Origin of the sequence: Acetobacter sacchari (assembly GCF_017377715.1) — a bacterium.
In the GTDB taxonomy this organism is placed as follows: domain Bacteria; phylum Pseudomonadota; class Alphaproteobacteria; order Acetobacterales; family Acetobacteraceae; genus Acetobacter; species Acetobacter sacchari.
Map to the genome: position 1 here is coordinate 69,002 of NZ_JAFVMF010000014.1, position 18,163 is coordinate 87,164.

The window sequence follows — 18,163 nt, forward strand, 5'->3', positions numbered from 1 at the left end:
TCCACGAAATGGCGGAGGTTCCATGGTCATCGCTTCTGCGGCGCGCGTCACGCCCCCCAACCGGCCCCTGTTTGGGCGCGTCACGCCACCCGGCTCGAAGTCGATCACGAACCGCGCGCTACCTCTGGCCGCATTGTCTGAGGGCGTGAGCCGTCTGACCGGGGCGCTCAAGAGCGACGACACGCGATACATGGCTGCCGCACTACGCCAGATGGGCGTCGACGTGGAAGAACCCGACGACACGACTTTCGTCGTCACCGGAACCGGAAACCTGAAGCGCCCCGACGCTCCGCTGTTTCTGGGCAACGCCGGCACAGCCGTTCGCTTTCTTACCGGCATAGCGCCTTACGTGCCCGGCGTGGTCGTATTGGATGGCGATGCGCATATGCACAAGCGTCCCATTGCGCCACTTATCGCCGCCCTGACTGCACTGGGCGTGGACGCCACGGCGCCAACGGGATGTCCGCCAGTGACCGTGCAGGGCTCGGGACGTCTTTCAGGTGGGCTCGTGAAGATCGACGCCGGACTTTCGAGCCAATACGTGTCTGCGATCCTCATGGCTGCAGGCAAAGCCGATGCGCCGGTCGAAATCCAGTTGCAAGGTTCTGGGCTTGACGCCCGAGGTTACGTAGATCTGACGGTGACCGCCATGCGCGCCTTCGGCGGTGCGGTGAAACAAACCGGGCTTATGAACTGGCGTGTCGAACCAGCACGCTACGTTGCATGTGATCTTGTCATTGAACCCGATGCATCCGCCGCGACTTACCTGTGGGCCGTTGGCACGCTTACGGGAGGCGTCATCGATGTCGGACTGGCGCCCGAAGCATTCTCACAACCAGATGCGCGCGCTTATGAGATGATACGAGCGTTCCCGCATATGCCGTCACAGATCGACGGCTCCCAGATGCAGGACGCAATTCCGACGCTTGCAGTCATGGCTGCGTTCAATGCAACGCCGGTTCGTTTTTGCGGCATTCGGAATCTTCGCGTGAAAGAGTGCGATCGCATCAACGCTCTTTCCACAGAACTGAACCGCATCCGTCAGGGTCTGGCGTCCGAAGAGGGCGACGATCTGATTGTAAACGGAGATCCTTCACTCATAGGGACATCGCTCCCGACGCAAATCGAGACTTACGCGGATCATCGCATCGCCATGGCCTTCGCTCTAGCAGGCTTGATGATCGAAGGAATCGAAATTCTCGATCCATCATGTGTCGGCAAGACCTACCCGGGGTTCTGGGATGCGTTACGCAATCTAGGAATCGATGTCGAGCACTAAGAGGAAACGAATTTCTGTGGAACTGGACCGTCAGAAAATCTCCGGTTCCACTGATGCTTCTTCACGTCTAACAGTGTCGCCCTCGCGCAAGAACGTGGCAATATCGTCAAGCGTGATGCAATCCAGTATCGGAGCCAGACTTAGCGCCATGTGCCGTTCGATAACGGCTGGACACTTGGCAACACGCCCGATGACTCCCGCCAACGCGAACGCCGTCTGGGTAGCGTAATCCAACACCTGAAGTTCAATCGACAACGCGTCGTTGCCCCCAGGAACCTCGATTTTACCCATCACCCCCTGCAAGCTTTCGAGCCTACCCCCAAGAGACGAGGTCAGTTGACTGATTCGCTCCAGCGCTGTACTCAAAGATACGTCAGACTCCATAATCATATATCCGCCTCATGCTCTGGAAACGGAATTTCATTTTTTCCTCTCTGATCCATCATAGTCCCGTCGCCGACGGCGTCCTGCATCCAGGCATGTTGCACCCGACCGCTCACCGGCCAAAATCTTATCCGACGTCCTTTCGACCCACCCAGACTAGACGAAACACGATTAATTCTCTCCGAAGAAAGATATTTTCGAATAGATTCGGAATTTCGGTCCTCAATATCGCGCAACAGTGGCTGTACTGTCGCGCCACCAAATACTTTACACTGCAAGTTGCCCCTGCGGGCTCCACGCAAAAGAAGGCTGTCTACCAAAAACTCCATGACGTGCAAACCAGAAGACGATGTTGCTTGCGACGAAATGAGAGCGAGATTCGGCAAGAGAAAATGATTCATACCGCCTATTTTCGCCCCCGTGTCGAATAAGCAAACAGAAACACAAGATCCCAACAGGGTGACAAGGACGTCCGCAGGATCGGAGGATACCTTGACTTCTCTCAATATGACGTCGACGATCCGACACGACATTGCACTACATGAAAGCGCGTCAGACCGTAATGACACCGAAAACTGCCTCTATTGCGGCTTTCAATTTGCCCACAGTGTAGGGTTTGGCCAACAGATTATTTACGCCGTGCTTTATCGCTTCCTGCACCAAGTCTTTGCTAGCTTCTCCTGTCAAAATAATAAAAGCGACTTTCGTCGTTTTAGGATTCGTTCTTATGTGCTTCAATAAGTCCAAGCCATTCATTTCCGGCATATTGAAATCCGAAATAATGAGGTGGGCCTGATTTTCTGAAAAAAAAATCCAGAGCTTCCTTGCCATTTCTCCGTTCAGAAACCTGGAACACTCCCAATTGGGCAAGACTATTTCTTAATAGAGTACGTATTGATGTCTGATCATCAACGATCAAGACTCGAATTGCCGACGCGGCGGGCATTATCGCACTACTCCCGGCTCAATTGAGCGAAACTCTGCCGCTACCGAAACTATCTCAGATAGAGACATCACCCGCGCCACTGCTCCCTTCTCCGCAGCCACCCGCGGCATACCATAAACGACGCAACTTGCTTCGTCCTGCCCGATGGTTAAAGCTCCAGCTTCACGCATGGCACCCAATCCGGCAGCCCCGTCAGAGCCCATCCCAGTCAAAATAATTCCCAAACTACGTGGACCAAAATTCTCTGCCGCCGAAAGAAACAATTCATCAATGGAAGGACAGTGGCCATTTACAGCCCCCCCCCGGCGCAAGGTCGCAAACAAATTTCCCCGCATTGCGATCGATTCGAAGGTGTCGATCACCTCCCGGCGCGATATAGACCGTGCCCGAACGAAGAACATCCCCTTGCCCGGCCTGCACAACCGAAACATCGCACAATCGATTCAGCCTTGAGGCAAGGCTCGCCGTGAACAGACGCGGCATGTGTTGTGTAACCACTACGGGCAGTGCGTCGACTGTCAGCGCAGGAAGAATCTCCCCTAGCGCCTCCACTCCACCGGTAGACGCGCCAATGAAAATAGCTTCTATCTCGGATCTCATAATGTTGGGTGAAGTTTCATCGCGCATTTTGGGCGCCGCGAGCGGATTTCGCCGTCGTGGTACACCAAAGGCTGCCGCCTGCTTTACGATCGGGACCAACCGGGCGTAACCAACGATACCCTCCCCCGCCAAAGGTTTCGGGAAGCAATCGAAGGCGCCCAGCCGTAACGCCTCTATCGAAAGATCAGCCCCTCTCTGGGTAAAACCCGAAACCATTACAACAGGGATGGGACGAAGACGCATGATTTTCTCGAGAAATTGCAGACCGTTCATCGTTGGCATTTCGACATCCAGCGTGATCACATCGGGCTGATCAGCGATGATCATATCCCGCGCTTCGATCGGGTCATTCGCCATCCCCGCGATTGTCACGGCTGGGTCACTCCGAAGAGCAGAAGCGATTAACGCTCTGCCCGTACGTGAGTCATCAACGACTAAAACGCGAATCGGCCTGTTCATTGTATCCTCTTGTAATAAGTATTCGGGCAGGAATCGCTCAACGCCATGGGAATCAAATGCTCTGGAATTTTTTCAGAGTGCCCAAGATATAAATATCCGCCCGGAGAGAGGCAGGGGAAAAGTCTACTCAATATCAAATTCCTTTGACCCTCCTCAAAGTATATTGTGACATTTCTACAAAATATGACTAAAAAATCTCGACTAAATGGCCAATTCGACAGGAGATTGAGACGTCGAAAAGTGACCATACTTTTCACTTGTTCCACGACAGAAAAATGATCATTCACAGGGAAAAACCATTGACTCTTCGTATCGTCTGATAACTTTTCTACTTTGTATCTAGAATATATTCCAGATTTCGCGATATCAATCATTTCCGCGCTTATATCCGTTGCCAGCACTTTTATATCCCAACTGAGAGCCTCGGGAAATGAACTCAGTATCGTCATAGCAATCGAATATGCCTCTTCGCCCGATGAGCACGCCGAGGACCATATCCTGACCGGAGCACCCCGCCGAGCGCGGGAAATTAGCTCGGGCATTATTACACGGCTCATATGCTTGAAGTGATGATTTTCCCGAAAAAAACTCGTAACATTTGTCGTGAGCACGTCAATCATTCGATCGAATTCATCAGTTCCTAGCGAGCTCGTAACAAATTTTATGTAGGTCGAGAAATTTGAAAAATTGCAAACTCGAACGCGTCTAGAAACTCGCGAATATACCAAGGTTCTATTCAATCTCTCTCTGGAATATCCACATTTTTCACAAACTATATCCTGTATATTTCTTATATCATCTGGGCAGTACGGCACATCAGAAAATTCATCTTTGAATCCAACACCGTGCCTCACGTCACCGAATCCAATATCGTCGCAGCGACCACATCCAGATTTAGAACACCCACCATTCGGTCGTTGATCGCGATGAGGCCCGACACAAAGCCTTTGTCCTTATCGGCTGCGACATTTGGAACCCCCTGAACCATAGACTTTTTAACATCGATTATATCAGAAACACTATTTACTAAAAATCCGAAAATTTTTTCTGAAATTTCAACTACCATAACAACGTCACGCCCACCGTCCTTATCTACAGAGTTACCTAGCAGATGACGCATGTTTATAACAGGAAGCACAATTCCTCTAAGATTGATCACTCCACTAACAAAATCTGGAGCGAATGGAATCGGAGTCGCTCCTAACCAACCGCGAATTTCTTTCACTTTCAATATATCAACACAATATTCTTGTTTTCCCACTTGAAAGGAGATAACTTTTTCTGACCCATCGTCAGTTTCTTGTCGTAGAAAATCTGTCATGTCGTCCACTCCGACGAGCGTTGCACGACGTTTGCGAATTCGTTCGGGTATGGTAATTTACACATGTTTTCCGAGCCTATGTGAATTATAGACGACGTGTCCAAAACCAACGCGACATTTCCGTTTCCCAAAATAGTTGCTGCTGAAATACCGCGAGTCGCACGAAAATTCTTTTCTACATTTTTGCTTACAACCTGCATCTGCCCATCTATACCGTCGGCTAACAACGCCACTCTATTTCCGTCGTCATCTTCAACAACCAGAATAACTTCACGGCCCTGGACGTTTTCACCCACTGAAAATCCTAAAACAACGCCTATATCGAGTAACGGCATAAACACGCCGCGTATGGAAAGCGCGGGAATGCCGTCTCCCATCAAAAATACATCTTCGCAATTGAACAACATCGTTTCAACTATGCATGAAACTGGGAGAATAAACGTTTGCCCACAAGAGGTGATCGCCATTCCCTCGATTACCGCGAGCGTTAATGGTAAACTCAAAAGAAATGTGGAACCGACACTTTTTTTTGAAAAAATTGCCACACGCCCCCCAACATCAAGTATCGCTCTTTTCACGACATCCATACCCACCCCTCTCCCGGACAAATCGCTGACTGTAGATGATGTCGAAAATCCTGGGAAAAATATTAGATTATCTATTTCATTCTCACTCAAATTAGCTTGAGAGTTAATAATTCCTTTCTCAACCGCGATTGACCTTACGCGCTCCCTGTTAATTCCGCCGCCGTCATCTGCCACTGTAATTATAATTCTCCCCGACTTTTGACTCGCAGATAAGCGAATTGCTCCTTCGGCGCTTTTTCCATTTTTCAACCGATCTTCCGCCGACTCTATCCCATGATCAACCGCATTTCGCAGCATATGCGTGAGAGGGTCTGTTAGCCTTTCGATCAAACTTCGATCGATTTCTGTGTCCTCACCTTCCATCGTTAGCTGAATCGATTTTCCGGTTGCGTGAGCCGCTTCACGCACAACTCTTTGCATTCTCTGAAAAACTGTGCGCAGCGGTTGTGCTCTGACAGCCATTACTGCATCTTGGATATTTCTCGTGAGTTGATCGATATCGCCTAAGGCGTTTTCTATGGATACTGGTTCTGTTCCCTCCCGATGGTTTTTCTCATACTTTTCTCGCAATGTTGCTTGGCCGATTACCAACTCGCCGACCAGATCGACAAGTTTGTCTATTCTTTCCAAATCAACTCTAATAGTTACGGAATTATTTTGAGAATTTACTTTGAGCGCGGTCGCAGCGCCTTCCGCTTTTACATTTCCTATTTTGTTATCTAAACTTACCTCAGAAAAATTTTTCGACTTTTCACTTTCTTCGCACGATGAATTGTCCTCGATAGCCTCGAATATTTCAAACCCAACGTCAAATTCGTCGCCTATTACATTATCAATTTCTGACAACTCCATGGAAACTGGAGAAAACAACGGTGCGTTTCCTCGCTCTTCGTCAGTTTCTTCTGCATCATCGTTTCGATTTTGGGTTGTATTTTTTTTTAACGAATCATCGCAATCAAGAGAATTGAGTTCTTTAATACTTTGATCCTGCTTTTCAAGCGGCTGAGCTAATCCCTCACGCTCCGCTCTTACTGAATCGCTGAGAACGTCAGTAGCTCTAAGAAATATTTTTATGACGTGAGAATCAGCATCAATCTTTCTCGATCGCAAAAGATCAAAAGCTGTTTCAAATACGTGCGCGAAGCGCACTAGGTCCGGCATCCCAAACGAGCCGGCTCCTCCTTTTACAGAATGAACGGACCTGAATGCCGCATTAATAATTTCTTCAGTAGCACCACCATCTTTGATTATTTCTAAATTTTGTTCAAGCTCACTCAGAAGCTCATCACACTCCTCGAAAAATATATTTTTTATGGAATCAAAATCGTCCATAAAATCTCTCCTATTTTTCGTCAACTATACGATTGATAGCTCGCACAAGAACTTCCGGTACAAACGGCTTAATGATCCAACCTGTGGCACCCGCATTTCGCGCAAGAATTTTTTTTCTTGACTCATTTCTGTCGTGAGAACAAGTATCGGAGTCTTTTTTGTTAAATCCAATATTCTAATATTACTTATAAATTCATACCCATCCATGCGAGGCATGTTCAGGTCGGTTATTATCGCGGCGGGAGCGCAGGCGAGAGACTTCACCAATTGAACGCCATCTAAGCCGTCGATCGCCTGCCGCACCGTATAGCCAGCATCGATTAGTATTTTATTCAGTAAATTTCTTATGGTGATCGAATCATCGACTGTGATAATAGTATTTGACATTTTGTTACTTTCCATGTATTTAAAAGTCTTCCCACCCGTCATCTGACGGTATTTTACTGTCGACATGTTTTGTTTTTTGAATATTTTTTTGTTCTATTTTATCAAAGGATACCAAAGATTTTGTTTGTTTCGTTTTCTGGCCCAGGCTACGAATATGATCCTTCATATGAAAATCACCCACGAGATTTTCAAGATCCCTCGTTTCTCTGGTAAGATTGTGGCTCGCTGCCGTTGTTTGTTCTACCATCGCCGCATTCTGCTGCGTCGTCTGGTCCATTTCCCCAATAGCCCTGTTAATTTCAGTCAAATTCTCAGCCTGCTGGTGCGCCGATGAGGAGATGTCTTCGATCAATGATGATATGGTACCTACATTGTGTGATATTTTCGATAGTGCCGCGCTTGTCTGTGTCACCAACGTTACCCCGCGGGAAACCTGACGGCCCGACAATAGGATAAGTTCCTTAACATCTTTAGCAGAGGCGGCGGAACGTTGTGCAAGCGATCTAACTTCCGTGGCAACAACAGCGAAACCGCGTCCTGCGTCGCCTGCCCTTGCCGCTTCGACTCCAGCGTTGAGCGCCAGAAGATTCGTTTGAAATGCAATTTCGTCTATAACACCCAATATATCAGCGACTTTTTTTGAGGAATCCTCTATTTCCCGCATGGCTTCTATGGTCGACTTCATCACCGCACCGGACTCTGTGGCCTCGTCACGAGCGCCGCCCGCCGCTTTTCTGGCATCAAGGGCGGCCTGCGCTGTTTTCTGAACCCCAACAGTAACTGTATTTACAGAGGCGGCTGTCTCACCAAGATTGGCAGCCTGCCTTTCAGTACGACGGGCCAGATCGTCAGACGCTAATGCAATTTCCGACGAGCCCGACGCTATTGTCGCTACGCTTGACGCAACTCGTCCAAAAATTTCGGCTAATTTATCAATCGATTCGTTAAAGATATTTTTTTGAATTTGATATTTATTATCTATAATATTATCGGAACGATATCCAAAGTCGCCAGCAGCGAGCTTCTTCATCGCGTCCACCATCTGCTCCAGAGCCTGGTTCGCTGAATCCCTTTCTTTTTCCGCTAAATCTAAACGTAGTTGAATACTATTTTTCGATACATTTTCGTTTTTCAATTCTTTTTTTAAATAATCCATGCGATCGACGAATTTCAAACTGGCGTGCTCGATGGATTGACGCAACCCCTTTATTATACCAAATTTAAAAGAAGAGGAATTAAGATTTATCGGCGATGAAACGTCTGCTTGACTGACGAATCGAATTACCTCAAGAATAGGTGACTTTACTTTTTTAACAAAAAACATAATTATAGGAAAAGTAGAAAATAAAAACAAGGCAAACGTAAATAAAATTAACAATGGAGAAAAATTTCCAATTTGTAAGCGCAAAACTATAGGAAAAATACACAAGAAAATTATCACACAACTTATGTACGCCGAAACAAAACTCTCTAAAGAAGAACGAAGCAGGCGCATTTTTTCACTTCCACTCGCGGGTCGAAATTTAAATTTTTGACTCCGCAACAGCTAACCCCCGTTCACCGGGTCCTATCAAACTCATGTAAATACCGAATTTTGATAAAAAATGGTTACCAAACGCGTTAAAGCGCCTCGATGCCCCGCGTCAACTTTTTGGTAACGTGTTCGGAATTATTTTTAAATTATGCTTTTTAAGCCGCTCTATTGTCTTTCGACAGGATTCCGACGTGAACAATTTGCATGATGACATACAACGCAAACTACAGTTCCTGGGGTTAGGCACACGCGAGTGCGATATCATTCGCTCAGCCCAACCAGACATTATGAAGGCCATACCTGCGGGCCTGGATCTCTTCTACGAAAAAATTTTACAAGTTTCCGAGCTTTCAAGTTTTTTTGAGAATTCAGAGCATATAAAATCTGCAAAGGGTCGCCAAAAGAGCCATTGGCATTCTGTCACTGACGCGAAATTTGGTTCAGATTATATTACCGCGGTTACCGCAATCGGGAACATGCACGCCAAGCTTGGATTGAATCCCGGCTGGTATATTGCTGGTTACAGTGTCCTTTTAGGAGAAGTCGTTCGTAGCGTAATCAAGGACGCGTGGCCGTCCTCTAAGCGATCCTTATTCTCTGCTCCGGCTCCGAAGAGCGGAGGCGAGGAACTGGGTGAACAGATCGCGCTGCTGATCAAGGTCGTCCTTCTGGATATGGATTTAGCGATTTCGACCTACCTGGAGAATCTGGAGGGCGCAAGAGTTCGAGCGCAGGAAGCCAGGATAGCAAGCCTCGATACACTTGCCTCTGCTTTAGATCGCGTCGCAGAGGGGGACCTCCTACTCGGCGATTATGAGGCCCTGTCACATGACGGAGGGCGTTTGGAAGGGGCTTTCGCCAACGTCATCAACGGCCTTAGCGAGATCATCCTTGAGGTGAGACATTCGTCCGAATCGGTGGAGGTTGGCGCTCGCGAAATTCGCAAAGCAAGCGAAGAGGTATTACAGAGAATTTCTGAGCAGACCACAGGTCCTCAATCGGTCTGTAATACAATTGGCCCCTTGGCGGATTCGGTAAAATCTGTCGCTCAACGAGCAAAAAGCGCCGATGCCGCTGTTTCTCTTTGCGGCCGGGAGGCACGGCAAAGCCGAACGGTAGTTGCGGAAACGATAGCAGCAGTAGATCAGATCGCCGAATCTTGCGGAAAGATAAGCCAGATAATTGGGCTCATCGAAGAAATCGCACTTCAGACCAACCTCCTGGCCTTGAATGCAGGAGTAGAAGCTTCGCGTGCGGGTGACGCCGGACGGGGTTTTTCGGTCGTCGCCAAAGAAGTCCGTGCTCTGGCGCAACGCTCGGCAGGTGCCGCAAAAGAAACGAGGGCTCTTATTACCACTATCGGCGAGGATGTCACAAAGGGCGTGAAGCTGGTGAACGAAACCGGTGTTGCGCTCGAAAGTATTTCCCGATCTGTTGTGGACGCTGGAGGACTGGTCGGCGAAATCGCCGAGGCAGCCGAAGAGCAGGCCCTCAGAATTGACGAAATCAATGCCGGGGTAGTTACGCTGGAACGCGAGATGAGAAGTAATGCAGCCATGATGCGGCGAACCACAGGAGTAAGCCACGAGCTGGCGAGAAACTCGACTCACCTGATGCAGCTGGTCATGAACTTCAAGGTTCATGACCAGAAGCGACGACAGCGCGTTTCCACGGGACGAGAACAGGTGGCGACGTTCCCACCGTAGGTTACAAAAGCCACCGGCTTCCTGTTGGCCTACGACGAATTCAGGATCGGCGAAGGCGATGTCGTTTAAGAGAAAATCCTCTATCTGATGTGGCGAGCAGGCCCTTAAAACGGCGCAATTTCATCTCACCAACCACCAATTGCACGTCTTCGGTCTATCAGTTCCCTTTAGGCGCTGCGTCACGATATTTGTCCCAATGCATGGCCAGCTCCCTGACCACCACCGAGCCGACCTGGTATGCGGCGTCAAGCGAAGGGAGGAAGCCGGAGAAACCTGACTCATGCGCCTCCTCAGCCAGCAAATCGGCTGCGCTTTTACCCGGCGGGGGCATGTCGTAGTTACTTGCCGTGCGCAGAATCAGGACGCGGTTGATATCGACTCGCCCAGCTCGGGCCTGCGCCGTCAGGGCCTGCATGAAGCCAATATCTTCTTCTGCCGTGGTGGCGAATACACCTTTGCCTTCAGTCCAATATGCTACCCAGCGCTCCGCCCAGGCGTTCATGCGCGCGCCAATCCAGAATGTCTCGGACGAAAGAGTGTCGCCCAGCATGACCTGTGGAGGCTTCTGAGCGTGCGCATAACCGCGATACCGCTCCCGGCTCGCCCGTAAACCGTCCGTATCCTGCAGCGCCACGTCGCGCGTCAAACCATAAGCCCACGAGACCAAAGCGGGGTCCAACGTGTATGCCATGTCACCCCATTGAGAATGCAACGGTGGCGTCGGTTTGTCCGTCGGCGTCGCACCCATCACTGGGGTGAAACCGTCCGGCCAGCTTTTCGGTATCTCCCGGGCGTCAATCAGATGCGCGAGACCGCCATTGATCACGCGCGGCGCCCAGACAGCCGACCCCACCGAACCGAATTTCGGATCGATGCCTCCAATTCCCGCCAACACGAAATAGGTCTTTCTCAAATCGAAACGCGGATCGAGCACAAGCGCGGTCATCGCGGACGCCATATGCTCAGGCCCCTCTCCAGTGACAACGCCCAACACCTGAAGGTCTGGATTGTAGCGCATCAGGCCATGATCGGTGCCGGGCGCAGCCAGTTCCTGACGGAGCGGCAGTTTTTCGACCCATGTCTGAAATTCTCCAGGCACATCGCCCGAATCCTTACCGATCTCGAAAGTCGTCACCACGACGACGCGAACCGGAAGCTGAGGCTCCGTGGCGCTTGCGACGGATGAAACTACCGCTGACAACGCTGCGGCGGAAAAAAGAGCGGCACGAAAACGCATGGGACAAAACCTTTGTCGAGCAGGACGGATCAGAGCGGTTTTTCAGCAGCCACGTTGTGTTCGAAACGAATAAAATCGCCCTCCAGAGCCCATTGCAGGCGCGCCTTCTCGCTACTGGCGAGCAAATCGTGACAAGGCCCGGCGGCGGCATCGGAACCGGGCGCGATACCCGCGCACGCGCTCTCGATCCTGAACGGCGTCGTTTGCGCCCAGAGGCTCCGCCCCGGCGCGAAGGCGTGCTCCAGCCCCGTCCGGGAAAGGTCGCGCAGGTTGGTGTAGGAGAGCGGGTACGTGAGGGCCGCACGCAGATATTCGTTCGTCAGCGATCCCCGCGACACGCCTTCGTCATCCGTGGACAAAGCGACCGGAACGTCATGCGCCCGGTAGGTCATGAAAGGGTGCGCATCGCCGCGCACGCCGAGAATCTGATCGTTGCTGGTCAGATTGATCTCGACCATGACGCCATGCTGCGCCAGTTCAGCCAGCAAACCTTCCGGATCGCGTTCCGACAGAACATCAACGCCGTGACCGATGCGACTGGCGCCAGCGACCTCAACGGCTTGACGGATATGGTCGCGCAAACCTTCCGGGGGCACGAGACCGCCCGTCAATTCGCCCGCATGTAAAGACAGCTTCACCGTGGGATGACGGGCGGACAGGAAGTGGAACATGCGCATGTGCAGCGCGTAATCGCGCATGGCGACTGGGTTGTCTTCCGGCGCGACGATGTTGATCCCGACAAAACGCGGATCGGCCTCCGCCAACGCATATCCAAAGGCGATCTGGCTAAACACCATGCCGGGCGGAAGGACGCGAACCGTTTGATACAGGTAACGGGCGCTGACGCCACATCCCGGCGCAGCGTCTGGCGACCCGCAGCGCATGATCTGCCGCGCGCCCGCCTCCATCTTGTCGGTCTCCGCGCGGGCTGCAGAAACGAGCGCCGCAAACTTTGGCGACACCGAGGCCAGTGTGCTGTTTAACCCGCCGTCGTCCGTGACCTGCGCATTCGCGCCGAGGCCCGCGACCGGCATCAGTTGCGGCGAGATCATCAACTCGACATACTGGACGTGGTCCATGGCCGCCTGGTTCAGCGCATCGGCGAGCATATCGGGCTCATGCGCGTACGTGGCTGGCATGAACCGGTCGAACGTTGCGAAGAAATGATCATGCCCCGACCGATCTTCCGGGGTCGGCACGAAGTCCCGCATCGACAGGGCGTCAATGGAACGTGCGTAGAGTGCTGGATTTGCAATCACGGCGGCGGCTGGCAGACCATCACTTTTGGCGTCATGGCCGCCAGCGGCGCAATGCGCGGAAGTGATCGCGCCGCCAGCCGACACGCAGAGCTGGTCGCGCGCCGCCCAGTCGAGCATGTGCTCGGCGTAGATCGCACCGACGAGATGATTGTGCAGGTCGGCGCCTTTGGGAAACGCCTGCAGGAAAGGACGCAGGCGGGCAGGGTTCGTGCGGATCTCGTCAAAACGCGACGCTGTTACGTCGAAATCGTGATCCACCGACGAGACCGCCGACGCAGGATAAGCAGCGTGAACATCTGCCGCCGCTGCAATGTGAGCGAGCGTTGCAGAGAGAACGAGGGCGGAAAGCGAGCGTCGGATCGTCATGGCAGTATCGTGTTCTCTCCCGCACAGCTTGGCAATGCTGATCGAGACAGGCCGCAGCTTGACGGCGAGGGCTGGTTCGGCTGCACCTTACACCACCACCATGACGAACGAAGCGCCTGCCGCTATGGGCGCCGATTGCGAAAGGTTACACCCCTTGCCCCGGCTCATCATCCCGACGACCGCTCCCTTCGACCATGAACCCGATCAACGGCATCGGAACGGAAGACGCGTGAGCCCGCGGCTGGCGCTTCTTGCCTGCGCCGCGCTGGTCGCGACCGCATGCCCGGAGCTTTCGGCGCGCGCAGCGGATCAGACGCCCCCCGGCGCTCCTCCGCCTGAACCTTCACGAATCTTCGCGCCGCTCGCCTCCCCTCAGCCGGTCAACGCCTACCGGTCCGGCTCCGGCGCTCCCGGCCCGCTGGCATGGCAGAACGGGGCCGATTACGACATCAAGGTGTCGATCGACCCGACCAACAAGACCGTCACCGGCAGCGAGGTCATCACTTACACCAACAACAGCCCAGGCGATCTAGACACGCTGTGGGTGCAGCTCGACCAGAATATCTACAAGGAAGGCGCCCGTGCGGATTTCTCGTCGCCCGAACGGCACGCGAACCACACGGACGGTTTTTCCATTGAAAGCGTCTCAGTCGGCGACGACGGGCATACGACCCCGATTCAGCCCCTCGTCTCCGACACCCGCATGCAGACACCGTTGCCCCAGCCTCTCCCCAAGGGCGGCAAGATCAAGCTCCGTATCGCCTGGCACTACACCGTGCCGGGTCCGTGGGGCGGTCGCACGTCGGTGACGCCCAGCAAGAACGGCGACATCTACGAGATCGCCCAGTTCTATCCCCGCATGGCCGTCTACGACGACATTCGCGGGTGGGACACAGCGCCCTATCTCGGTCAGGAATTCTATCTCGATTACGGCGATTTCGATTACAGCGTGACGGTCCCGGCGAACTTTATCGTCGTTGGCTCCGGCGCCCTTGCCAACCCTGCCGAGGTCCTGTCGCAGGAGCAGCGCGACCGTCTGGTGACGGCGTCGAAGAGCGACCAGCGCGTGATGATCCGCACGCAGGCTGACGTAGAAGCCGCAATAGCGCCACCGCCTGCTCCCGTCGCGGCGACTCCGTCTCCTGCCAAACCGGACGCAAAGGCCGACGCCAAACCTGACACGGCCCCCGCGACCAAGACGTGGCGCTTCCACATGAGCGATAGCCGCGACGTCGCGTTCGTCGCCTCAGCCGCGCTTCTGTGGGATGCGGCGAAGCTGGACCTGCCGCCCGTCGCGCCGGCGCCGGGCAAACCTCCTGCGCCACGCCTCGCCATGTCGGTCTATCCGGTCGAGGGCATTGGGTCGCACGGGTGGGATCGCTCAACCAGTTACGTCAAGCACGCCATCGAATATTTCTCCGAAAAGTGGTACCCGTATCCTTGGCCAAACGCCATCAACGTCGGCGGCCATGGCGCGGGCATGGAATATCCTGGCATCGTCTTCGACGGCATGCAGGATCGCGACCCGATGCTTTTCTGGATCACCACGCATGAACTCGGCCACGGCTGGTTCCCGATGATTGTCGGCTCGAACGAACGCCGCAATGCGTTTATGGATGAAGGTTTCAACACTTTTATCGACGCCCTTGCGTCGGATCACTTCAACCACGGCGAATTCGCGCCAAAGCATGATTCTGAATACGCGCCGGATACAGGCAAACCGGCCGACGACATCATCAAGGTTCTTAAGGATCCTGACGCCCCGGTCCTGATGGCGCCCAGCGACGTGGTGTCGGAAAAATACCGTCATCCCGTCACCTACTTCAAGGCCGCTTACGGTTTGACGTTGCTGAGAGAACAGATTCTCGGTCCTGACCGTTTCGACCGTGCGTTCAGACGCTATATCTCGCTTTGGGCGTTCCACCACCCCACGCCATCCGATTTTTTCCGTCTGATGGACAGCGAGGCGGGCGAGGATCTCTCATGGTTCTGGCGGGGCTGGTATTTCAACAACTGGGCGCCCGACTACGCCATCAAACAGGTCAGCTACGTCGATGGGGACCCGAAGAAGGGGGCTCTTGTTCAGGTCGCCAACCACGGATGGTTGCCTTTGCCTGTCGTACTGCAGATCACCTGGGCGGACGGAAGCTCCGCACGTATGACGCTGCCCACGGAAACATGGATGCTGCGCAACGAAATCACGCTGCAAATCCCCGGCTCACAACAGATCCGCACTGCGGTTCTCGATCCGGACCGCGCCATTCCCGACGTCAATCGTGCGGATAATTCATACGGCGCAGTCCCGACCGCGACGCCTCAGCAGCACTGAGGCCGCAGACAAACCAAGCGGAGACGCTCAGATGGCGGCGACGCAAACGCCGCCGTCCGAGCACCCTCCACCATATTCTGTGAGTCACAAGAGTGATGTCGGATGTGTCTCCGCCCAAGGAGATGCACTCTGAGAGGAGATGGTTTTTTCAGACGACGAAAGTTCTTTTTAAAATCTAGGCACTTCATAAATTTCTCGTCGACGCAGAGCCCCCGTTCACCACCGGAAAACCGCGCCTACTCTGCGACAGACTCCTTGCAAATTACCAGGCGATCTCGAAAACAACATGACAAATCATAAGAAAATCCATTCCTTCCGATCAATCGTCCAATTAGCGATCCCATAGTGTCTTACCGAGCGAGCATGCGATCTCCTCCCGCCCTCAGTCCGTTTTTGGATTTTAGAAGACAGCCGCACTACTCGACGGAAACCATGACCATCATACTGGCTCACCCCCATGGATCCGACTCATTGCCTGAGCACACGCCGCCATCAAATCGATTTAGAAAGTTTTTTGTTTTTCAGAAAATAATCAAAAAAATCTAGCCCATTTCAGCGTTTCCGAATTCCTGCAACACTTTCATGATCGCTTTACTATCCGTTTCCGCCAACACGCGGCGTCCGAGGCGCACGCACTCTTCGTAACGCACGGAGCGGATGACCTGTTTTACGCGCGGCACAGCCGAGGCCGTCATCGACAGCGACCGTAACCCCAGCCCGACCAGCAAAGGCGTGAGAATAGGGTCGCCAGCAATCTCTCCACACAGGGAAACAGGCGTGCGATGTTGCAAGGCGGCGTTCACCACGTCCGCGATCATGCGCAGCACGGCAGGATGCAGCGCGTCATAAAGCGACGCGACATCGGCGGACGCCCGGTCGGCCGCCAGAGCGTACATGGTGAGGTCATTGGTTCCGATAGCCAGAAAATCGGCATGCTGCGCGAGCGCGCCCGCCGTAAGAGCTGCGGCAGGAGTTTCGATCATGGCGCCGAACGGCGGCAGGGTTTCCGCGAGGGCGACCCCTTTGCGCCGCAGCCTGCGGGCCACTCGCTCGTAAATATCCCGCGCAGCGGTGATCTCTTCCACAACCGTCACCATCGGCAACAGGACCTGCAACGGGCCAACAGCAGACGCGCGAAGGATCGCGGCAAGCTGGGTCTCCAGCAGCGCCGGATGCTTCAGCAACAGGCGTATTCCCCTCAACCCGAGCGCCGGGTTCGCCGTCTCACCCAACGTCGACAGCCCCGCCCGCTCCAGCGCCTCGCTCGGTTTTTCACCGCCCCAGTCGAGCACGCGGATCGTGGTCGTGTCCGCGCCCATCGCCTCCACCAGACCAGCGTAAAGCTCGAACTGCGTCGTCTCATCCGGTAGTTCTTCGGAGTTGATGAACAGAAACTCCGTGCGCAGCAGACCGATCCCCGCGGCACCGGATTGTGCAATCAGCGGCAGTTCTGCGGGCAGTTCCAGATTGGCCTGCAACAAGACTTTCTCGCCGCTCGCCAGCTTGGACGAAAGTCGACGCATCCGTCCAAGCTTCTGCCGTTCCTGCGCGTAGGCTGCGACAGCCCCTCTCGCCTCCACAAGAGTGTCGCTGGCCGGATCGACGACGACACGCCCGCGATCTCCATCGACCACCACCTCCGCGCCACCAGACACCGCGTCGAGCGCCCCCGCTACGGCGAGAACGGCGGGAATGCCCAGCGCCCGAAGCATGATTGCCGTATGGCCGGTCGCGCCGCCCTCTTCACTGACGACGGCGGCGACCCGCGACGGGTCGATCAACGCAGCGTCAGAGGGGCGCAACGATTCAGTGACCAGAATCGCGCCGTCGGGCATGCCCCGCAACGTCAGAAAAGGCGTACGCGTCAGATTGCGCAGAAGACGACGCCCGATTTCGCGAAACTCGTCAGCCCGTCGCCTTGCCGCAGCGGCATCTTCGCCACTACCCGCTCTTGCGCCCTGTGGGGGATGCGACGCCTGCGCAAGCGCCTCCGTTTCCTCAAAGACCGCGGCTTCTGCAGACAGGCCTTCCGCGATGCGCCGCGTCACCCCGCGTTGCAAACGCGACGGCCCCAGCATCCGCCGATAGACGTCAAGCAGAGAACCGATTTCGAACTGACTGTCTTCAGGCAATAACGCCAGTCTCGCCTGTAGTTTTCCGAGTTGCGAGATCGACCGGATGACGGCGTCGCGGAAACGCTCCTCTTCCTCTTCCCGGTTAAGCGAACTTAATCGCTCCCGCAGATCAGGCTCCGGATCCTCCCGAACGACAAACGCCGGTCCGATCGCAACGCCGACACCAATCGACTCGCCGGTCAGAACCTGCTCGGTTCTGGTCTCCAGCGAATGCGGGCGCTCCTTTGTGTGAGCCCGCCGACCGCTATCCGCTGTCGCCCGCTCCGTCCCTTGTTTCGAGTGTTTCATGGCCGTGATCTGTA

At 53.8% G+C, this 18,163-nt stretch carries 16 protein-coding genes; 3 read left to right on the forward strand and 13 right to left on the reverse strand.

Features of this window, described 5'->3' with window-relative positions; genetic code table 11:
• The first annotated feature begins 22 nt into the window (after positions 1-22).
• Positions 23-1,279, forward strand: coding sequence for a 3-phosphoshikimate 1-carboxyvinyltransferase (locus J2D73_RS13480; RefSeq protein WP_207882041.1), 1,257 nt, complete (start codon positions 23-25; stop codon positions 1,277-1,279).
• 30 nt (positions 1,280-1,309) lie between these two features.
• Here J2D73_RS13480 and J2D73_RS13485 read toward each other — a convergent pair whose 3' ends face one another.
• The 10 genes from J2D73_RS13485 to J2D73_RS13525 all read right to left on the reverse strand — a co-directional run bounded on the left by J2D73_RS13485 (position 1,310) and on the right by J2D73_RS13525 (position 8,790).
• Positions 1,310-1,669 (reverse strand): hypothetical protein, encoded by a 360-nt coding sequence (locus tag J2D73_RS13485; protein WP_207882043.1) that lies wholly within the window; start codon positions 1,667-1,669, stop codon positions 1,310-1,312.
• The gene (locus tag J2D73_RS13490) at positions 1,666-2,064 is read right to left on the reverse strand and encodes a chemotaxis protein CheD (RefSeq protein WP_207882045.1); all 399 of its coding nucleotides are present in this window, start codon (positions 2,062-2,064) and stop codon (positions 1,666-1,668) included. Before J2D73_RS13490 ends, J2D73_RS13485 begins: the two co-directional genes overlap by 4 nt.
• A 151-nt stretch (positions 2,065-2,215) precedes the next feature.
• Entirely contained in the window at positions 2,216-2,494 is a 279-nt protein-coding gene (locus tag J2D73_RS13495; RefSeq protein WP_243429946.1) for a response regulator, read from the reverse strand.
• Positions 2,495-2,608: 114 nt separating this feature from the next.
• Complete coding sequence (locus tag J2D73_RS21050) at positions 2,609-2,944, reverse strand: CheB methylesterase domain-containing protein (RefSeq protein ID WP_279380934.1); 336 nt, start codon at positions 2,942-2,944, stop codon at positions 2,609-2,611.
• Positions 2,877-3,668: a chemotaxis protein CheB gene (locus tag J2D73_RS13500; protein WP_279380931.1), complete on the reverse strand. Its 792-nt coding sequence runs from the start codon at positions 3,666-3,668 to the stop codon at positions 2,877-2,879. Before J2D73_RS13500 ends, J2D73_RS21050 begins: the two co-directional genes overlap by 68 nt.
• Complete coding sequence (locus J2D73_RS21275; protein WP_207882047.1) at positions 3,665-4,522, reverse strand: CheR family methyltransferase; 858 nt, start codon at positions 4,520-4,522, stop codon at positions 3,665-3,667. The genes J2D73_RS13500 and J2D73_RS21275 overlap by 4 nt, the downstream gene beginning before the upstream one ends.
• The gene (locus J2D73_RS13510) at positions 4,519-4,989 is read right to left on the reverse strand and encodes a chemotaxis protein CheW (RefSeq protein ID WP_207882049.1); all 471 of its coding nucleotides are present in this window, start codon (positions 4,987-4,989) and stop codon (positions 4,519-4,521) included. Before J2D73_RS13510 ends, J2D73_RS21275 begins: the two co-directional genes overlap by 4 nt.
• Complete coding sequence (locus tag J2D73_RS13515; RefSeq protein WP_207882051.1) at positions 4,986-6,908, reverse strand: chemotaxis protein CheA; 1,923 nt, start codon at positions 6,906-6,908, stop codon at positions 4,986-4,988. The genes J2D73_RS13510 and J2D73_RS13515 overlap by 4 nt, the downstream gene beginning before the upstream one ends.
• 24 nt (positions 6,909-6,932) lie before the next feature.
• Complete coding sequence (locus J2D73_RS13520) at positions 6,933-7,295, reverse strand: response regulator (protein ID WP_279380932.1); 363 nt, start codon at positions 7,293-7,295, stop codon at positions 6,933-6,935.
• Between the two features lie 19 nt (positions 7,296-7,314).
• Positions 7,315-8,790, reverse strand: coding sequence for a methyl-accepting chemotaxis protein (locus tag J2D73_RS13525; RefSeq protein WP_207882053.1), 1,476 nt, complete (start codon positions 8,788-8,790; stop codon positions 7,315-7,317).
• A 230-nt stretch (positions 8,791-9,020) separates the two neighbouring features.
• On the opposite strand from J2D73_RS13525, the gene J2D73_RS13530 reads away from it, so the two are divergent.
• Positions 9,021-10,535, forward strand: a complete 1,515-nt coding sequence (locus J2D73_RS13530; protein ID WP_207882055.1) for a methyl-accepting chemotaxis protein — start codon at positions 9,021-9,023, stop codon at positions 10,533-10,535.
• Between the two features lie 157 nt (positions 10,536-10,692).
• Here the strand turns inward: J2D73_RS13530 and J2D73_RS13535 are convergent, their stop codons facing one another.
• Positions 10,693-11,772 carry a purine nucleoside permease gene (locus J2D73_RS13535; protein ID WP_207882057.1) on the reverse strand — a complete coding sequence of 360 codons (1,080 nt, stop codon included), beginning with the start codon at positions 11,770-11,772 and terminating at the stop codon, positions 10,693-10,695.
• 29 nt (positions 11,773-11,801) lie between these two features.
• Entirely contained in the window at positions 11,802-13,397 is a 1,596-nt protein-coding gene (locus J2D73_RS13540; protein WP_207882059.1) for an adenosine deaminase family protein, read from the reverse strand.
• Positions 13,398-13,431: 34 nt separating this feature from the next.
• On the opposite strand from J2D73_RS13540, the gene J2D73_RS13545 reads away from it, so the two are divergent.
• Positions 13,432-15,726, forward strand: coding sequence for a M1 family metallopeptidase (locus J2D73_RS13545; protein ID WP_243429947.1), 2,295 nt, complete (start codon positions 13,432-13,434; stop codon positions 15,724-15,726).
• Positions 15,727-16,268: 542 nt separating this feature from the next.
• Here the strand turns inward: J2D73_RS13545 and ptsP are convergent.
• Complete coding sequence (gene ptsP / locus J2D73_RS13550; RefSeq protein ID WP_207882061.1) at positions 16,269-18,149, reverse strand: phosphoenolpyruvate--protein phosphotransferase; 1,881 nt, start codon at positions 18,147-18,149, stop codon at positions 16,269-16,271.
• Between the last annotated feature and the right edge of the window lie 14 nt (positions 18,150-18,163).

Bases quoted from the DNA above. Each gene is read 5' to 3' on its own strand.
- J2D73_RS13480 (WP_207882041.1), top strand. From the start codon at position 23: ATGGTCATCGCTTCTGCGGCGCGCGTCACGCCCCCCAACCGGCCCCTG.
- J2D73_RS13485 (WP_207882043.1), bottom strand. From the start codon at position 1,669: ATGATTATGGAGTCTGACGTATCTTTGAGTACAGCGCTGGAGCGAATC.
- J2D73_RS13490 (WP_207882045.1), bottom strand. From the start codon at position 2,064: ATGAATCATTTTCTCTTGCCGAATCTCGCTCTCATTTCGTCGCAAGCA.
- J2D73_RS13495 (WP_243429946.1), bottom strand. From the start codon at position 2,494: ATGGCAAGGAAGCTCTGGATTTTTTTTTCAGAAAATCAGGCCCACCTC.
- J2D73_RS21050 (WP_279380934.1), bottom strand. From the start codon at position 2,944: ATGCGGGGAAATTTGTTTGCGACCTTGCGCCGGGGGGGGGCTGTAAAT.
- J2D73_RS13500 (WP_279380931.1), bottom strand. From the start codon at position 3,668: ATGAACAGGCCGATTCGCGTTTTAGTCGTTGATGACTCACGTACGGGC.
- J2D73_RS13510 (WP_207882049.1), bottom strand. From the start codon at position 4,989: ATGACAGATTTTCTACGACAAGAAACTGACGATGGGTCAGAAAAAGTT.
- J2D73_RS13515 (WP_207882051.1), bottom strand. From the start codon at position 6,908: ATGGACGATTTTGATTCCATAAAAAATATATTTTTCGAGGAGTGTGAT.
- J2D73_RS13520 (WP_279380932.1), bottom strand. From the start codon at position 7,295: ATGTCAAATACTATTATCACAGTCGATGATTCGATCACCATAAGAAAT.
- J2D73_RS13525 (WP_207882053.1), bottom strand. From the start codon at position 8,790: ATGCGCCTGCTTCGTTCTTCTTTAGAGAGTTTTGTTTCGGCGTACATA.
- J2D73_RS13535 (WP_207882057.1), bottom strand. From the start codon at position 11,772: ATGCGTTTTCGTGCCGCTCTTTTTTCCGCCGCAGCGTTGTCAGCGGTA.
- J2D73_RS13540 (WP_207882059.1), bottom strand. From the start codon at position 13,397: ATGACGATCCGACGCTCGCTTTCCGCCCTCGTTCTCTCTGCAACGCTC.
- J2D73_RS13545 (WP_243429947.1), top strand. From the start codon at position 13,432: ATGCTGATCGAGACAGGCCGCAGCTTGACGGCGAGGGCTGGTTCGGCT.
- ptsP (WP_207882061.1), bottom strand. From the start codon at position 18,149: ATGAAACACTCGAAACAAGGGACGGAGCGGGCGACAGCGGATAGCGGT.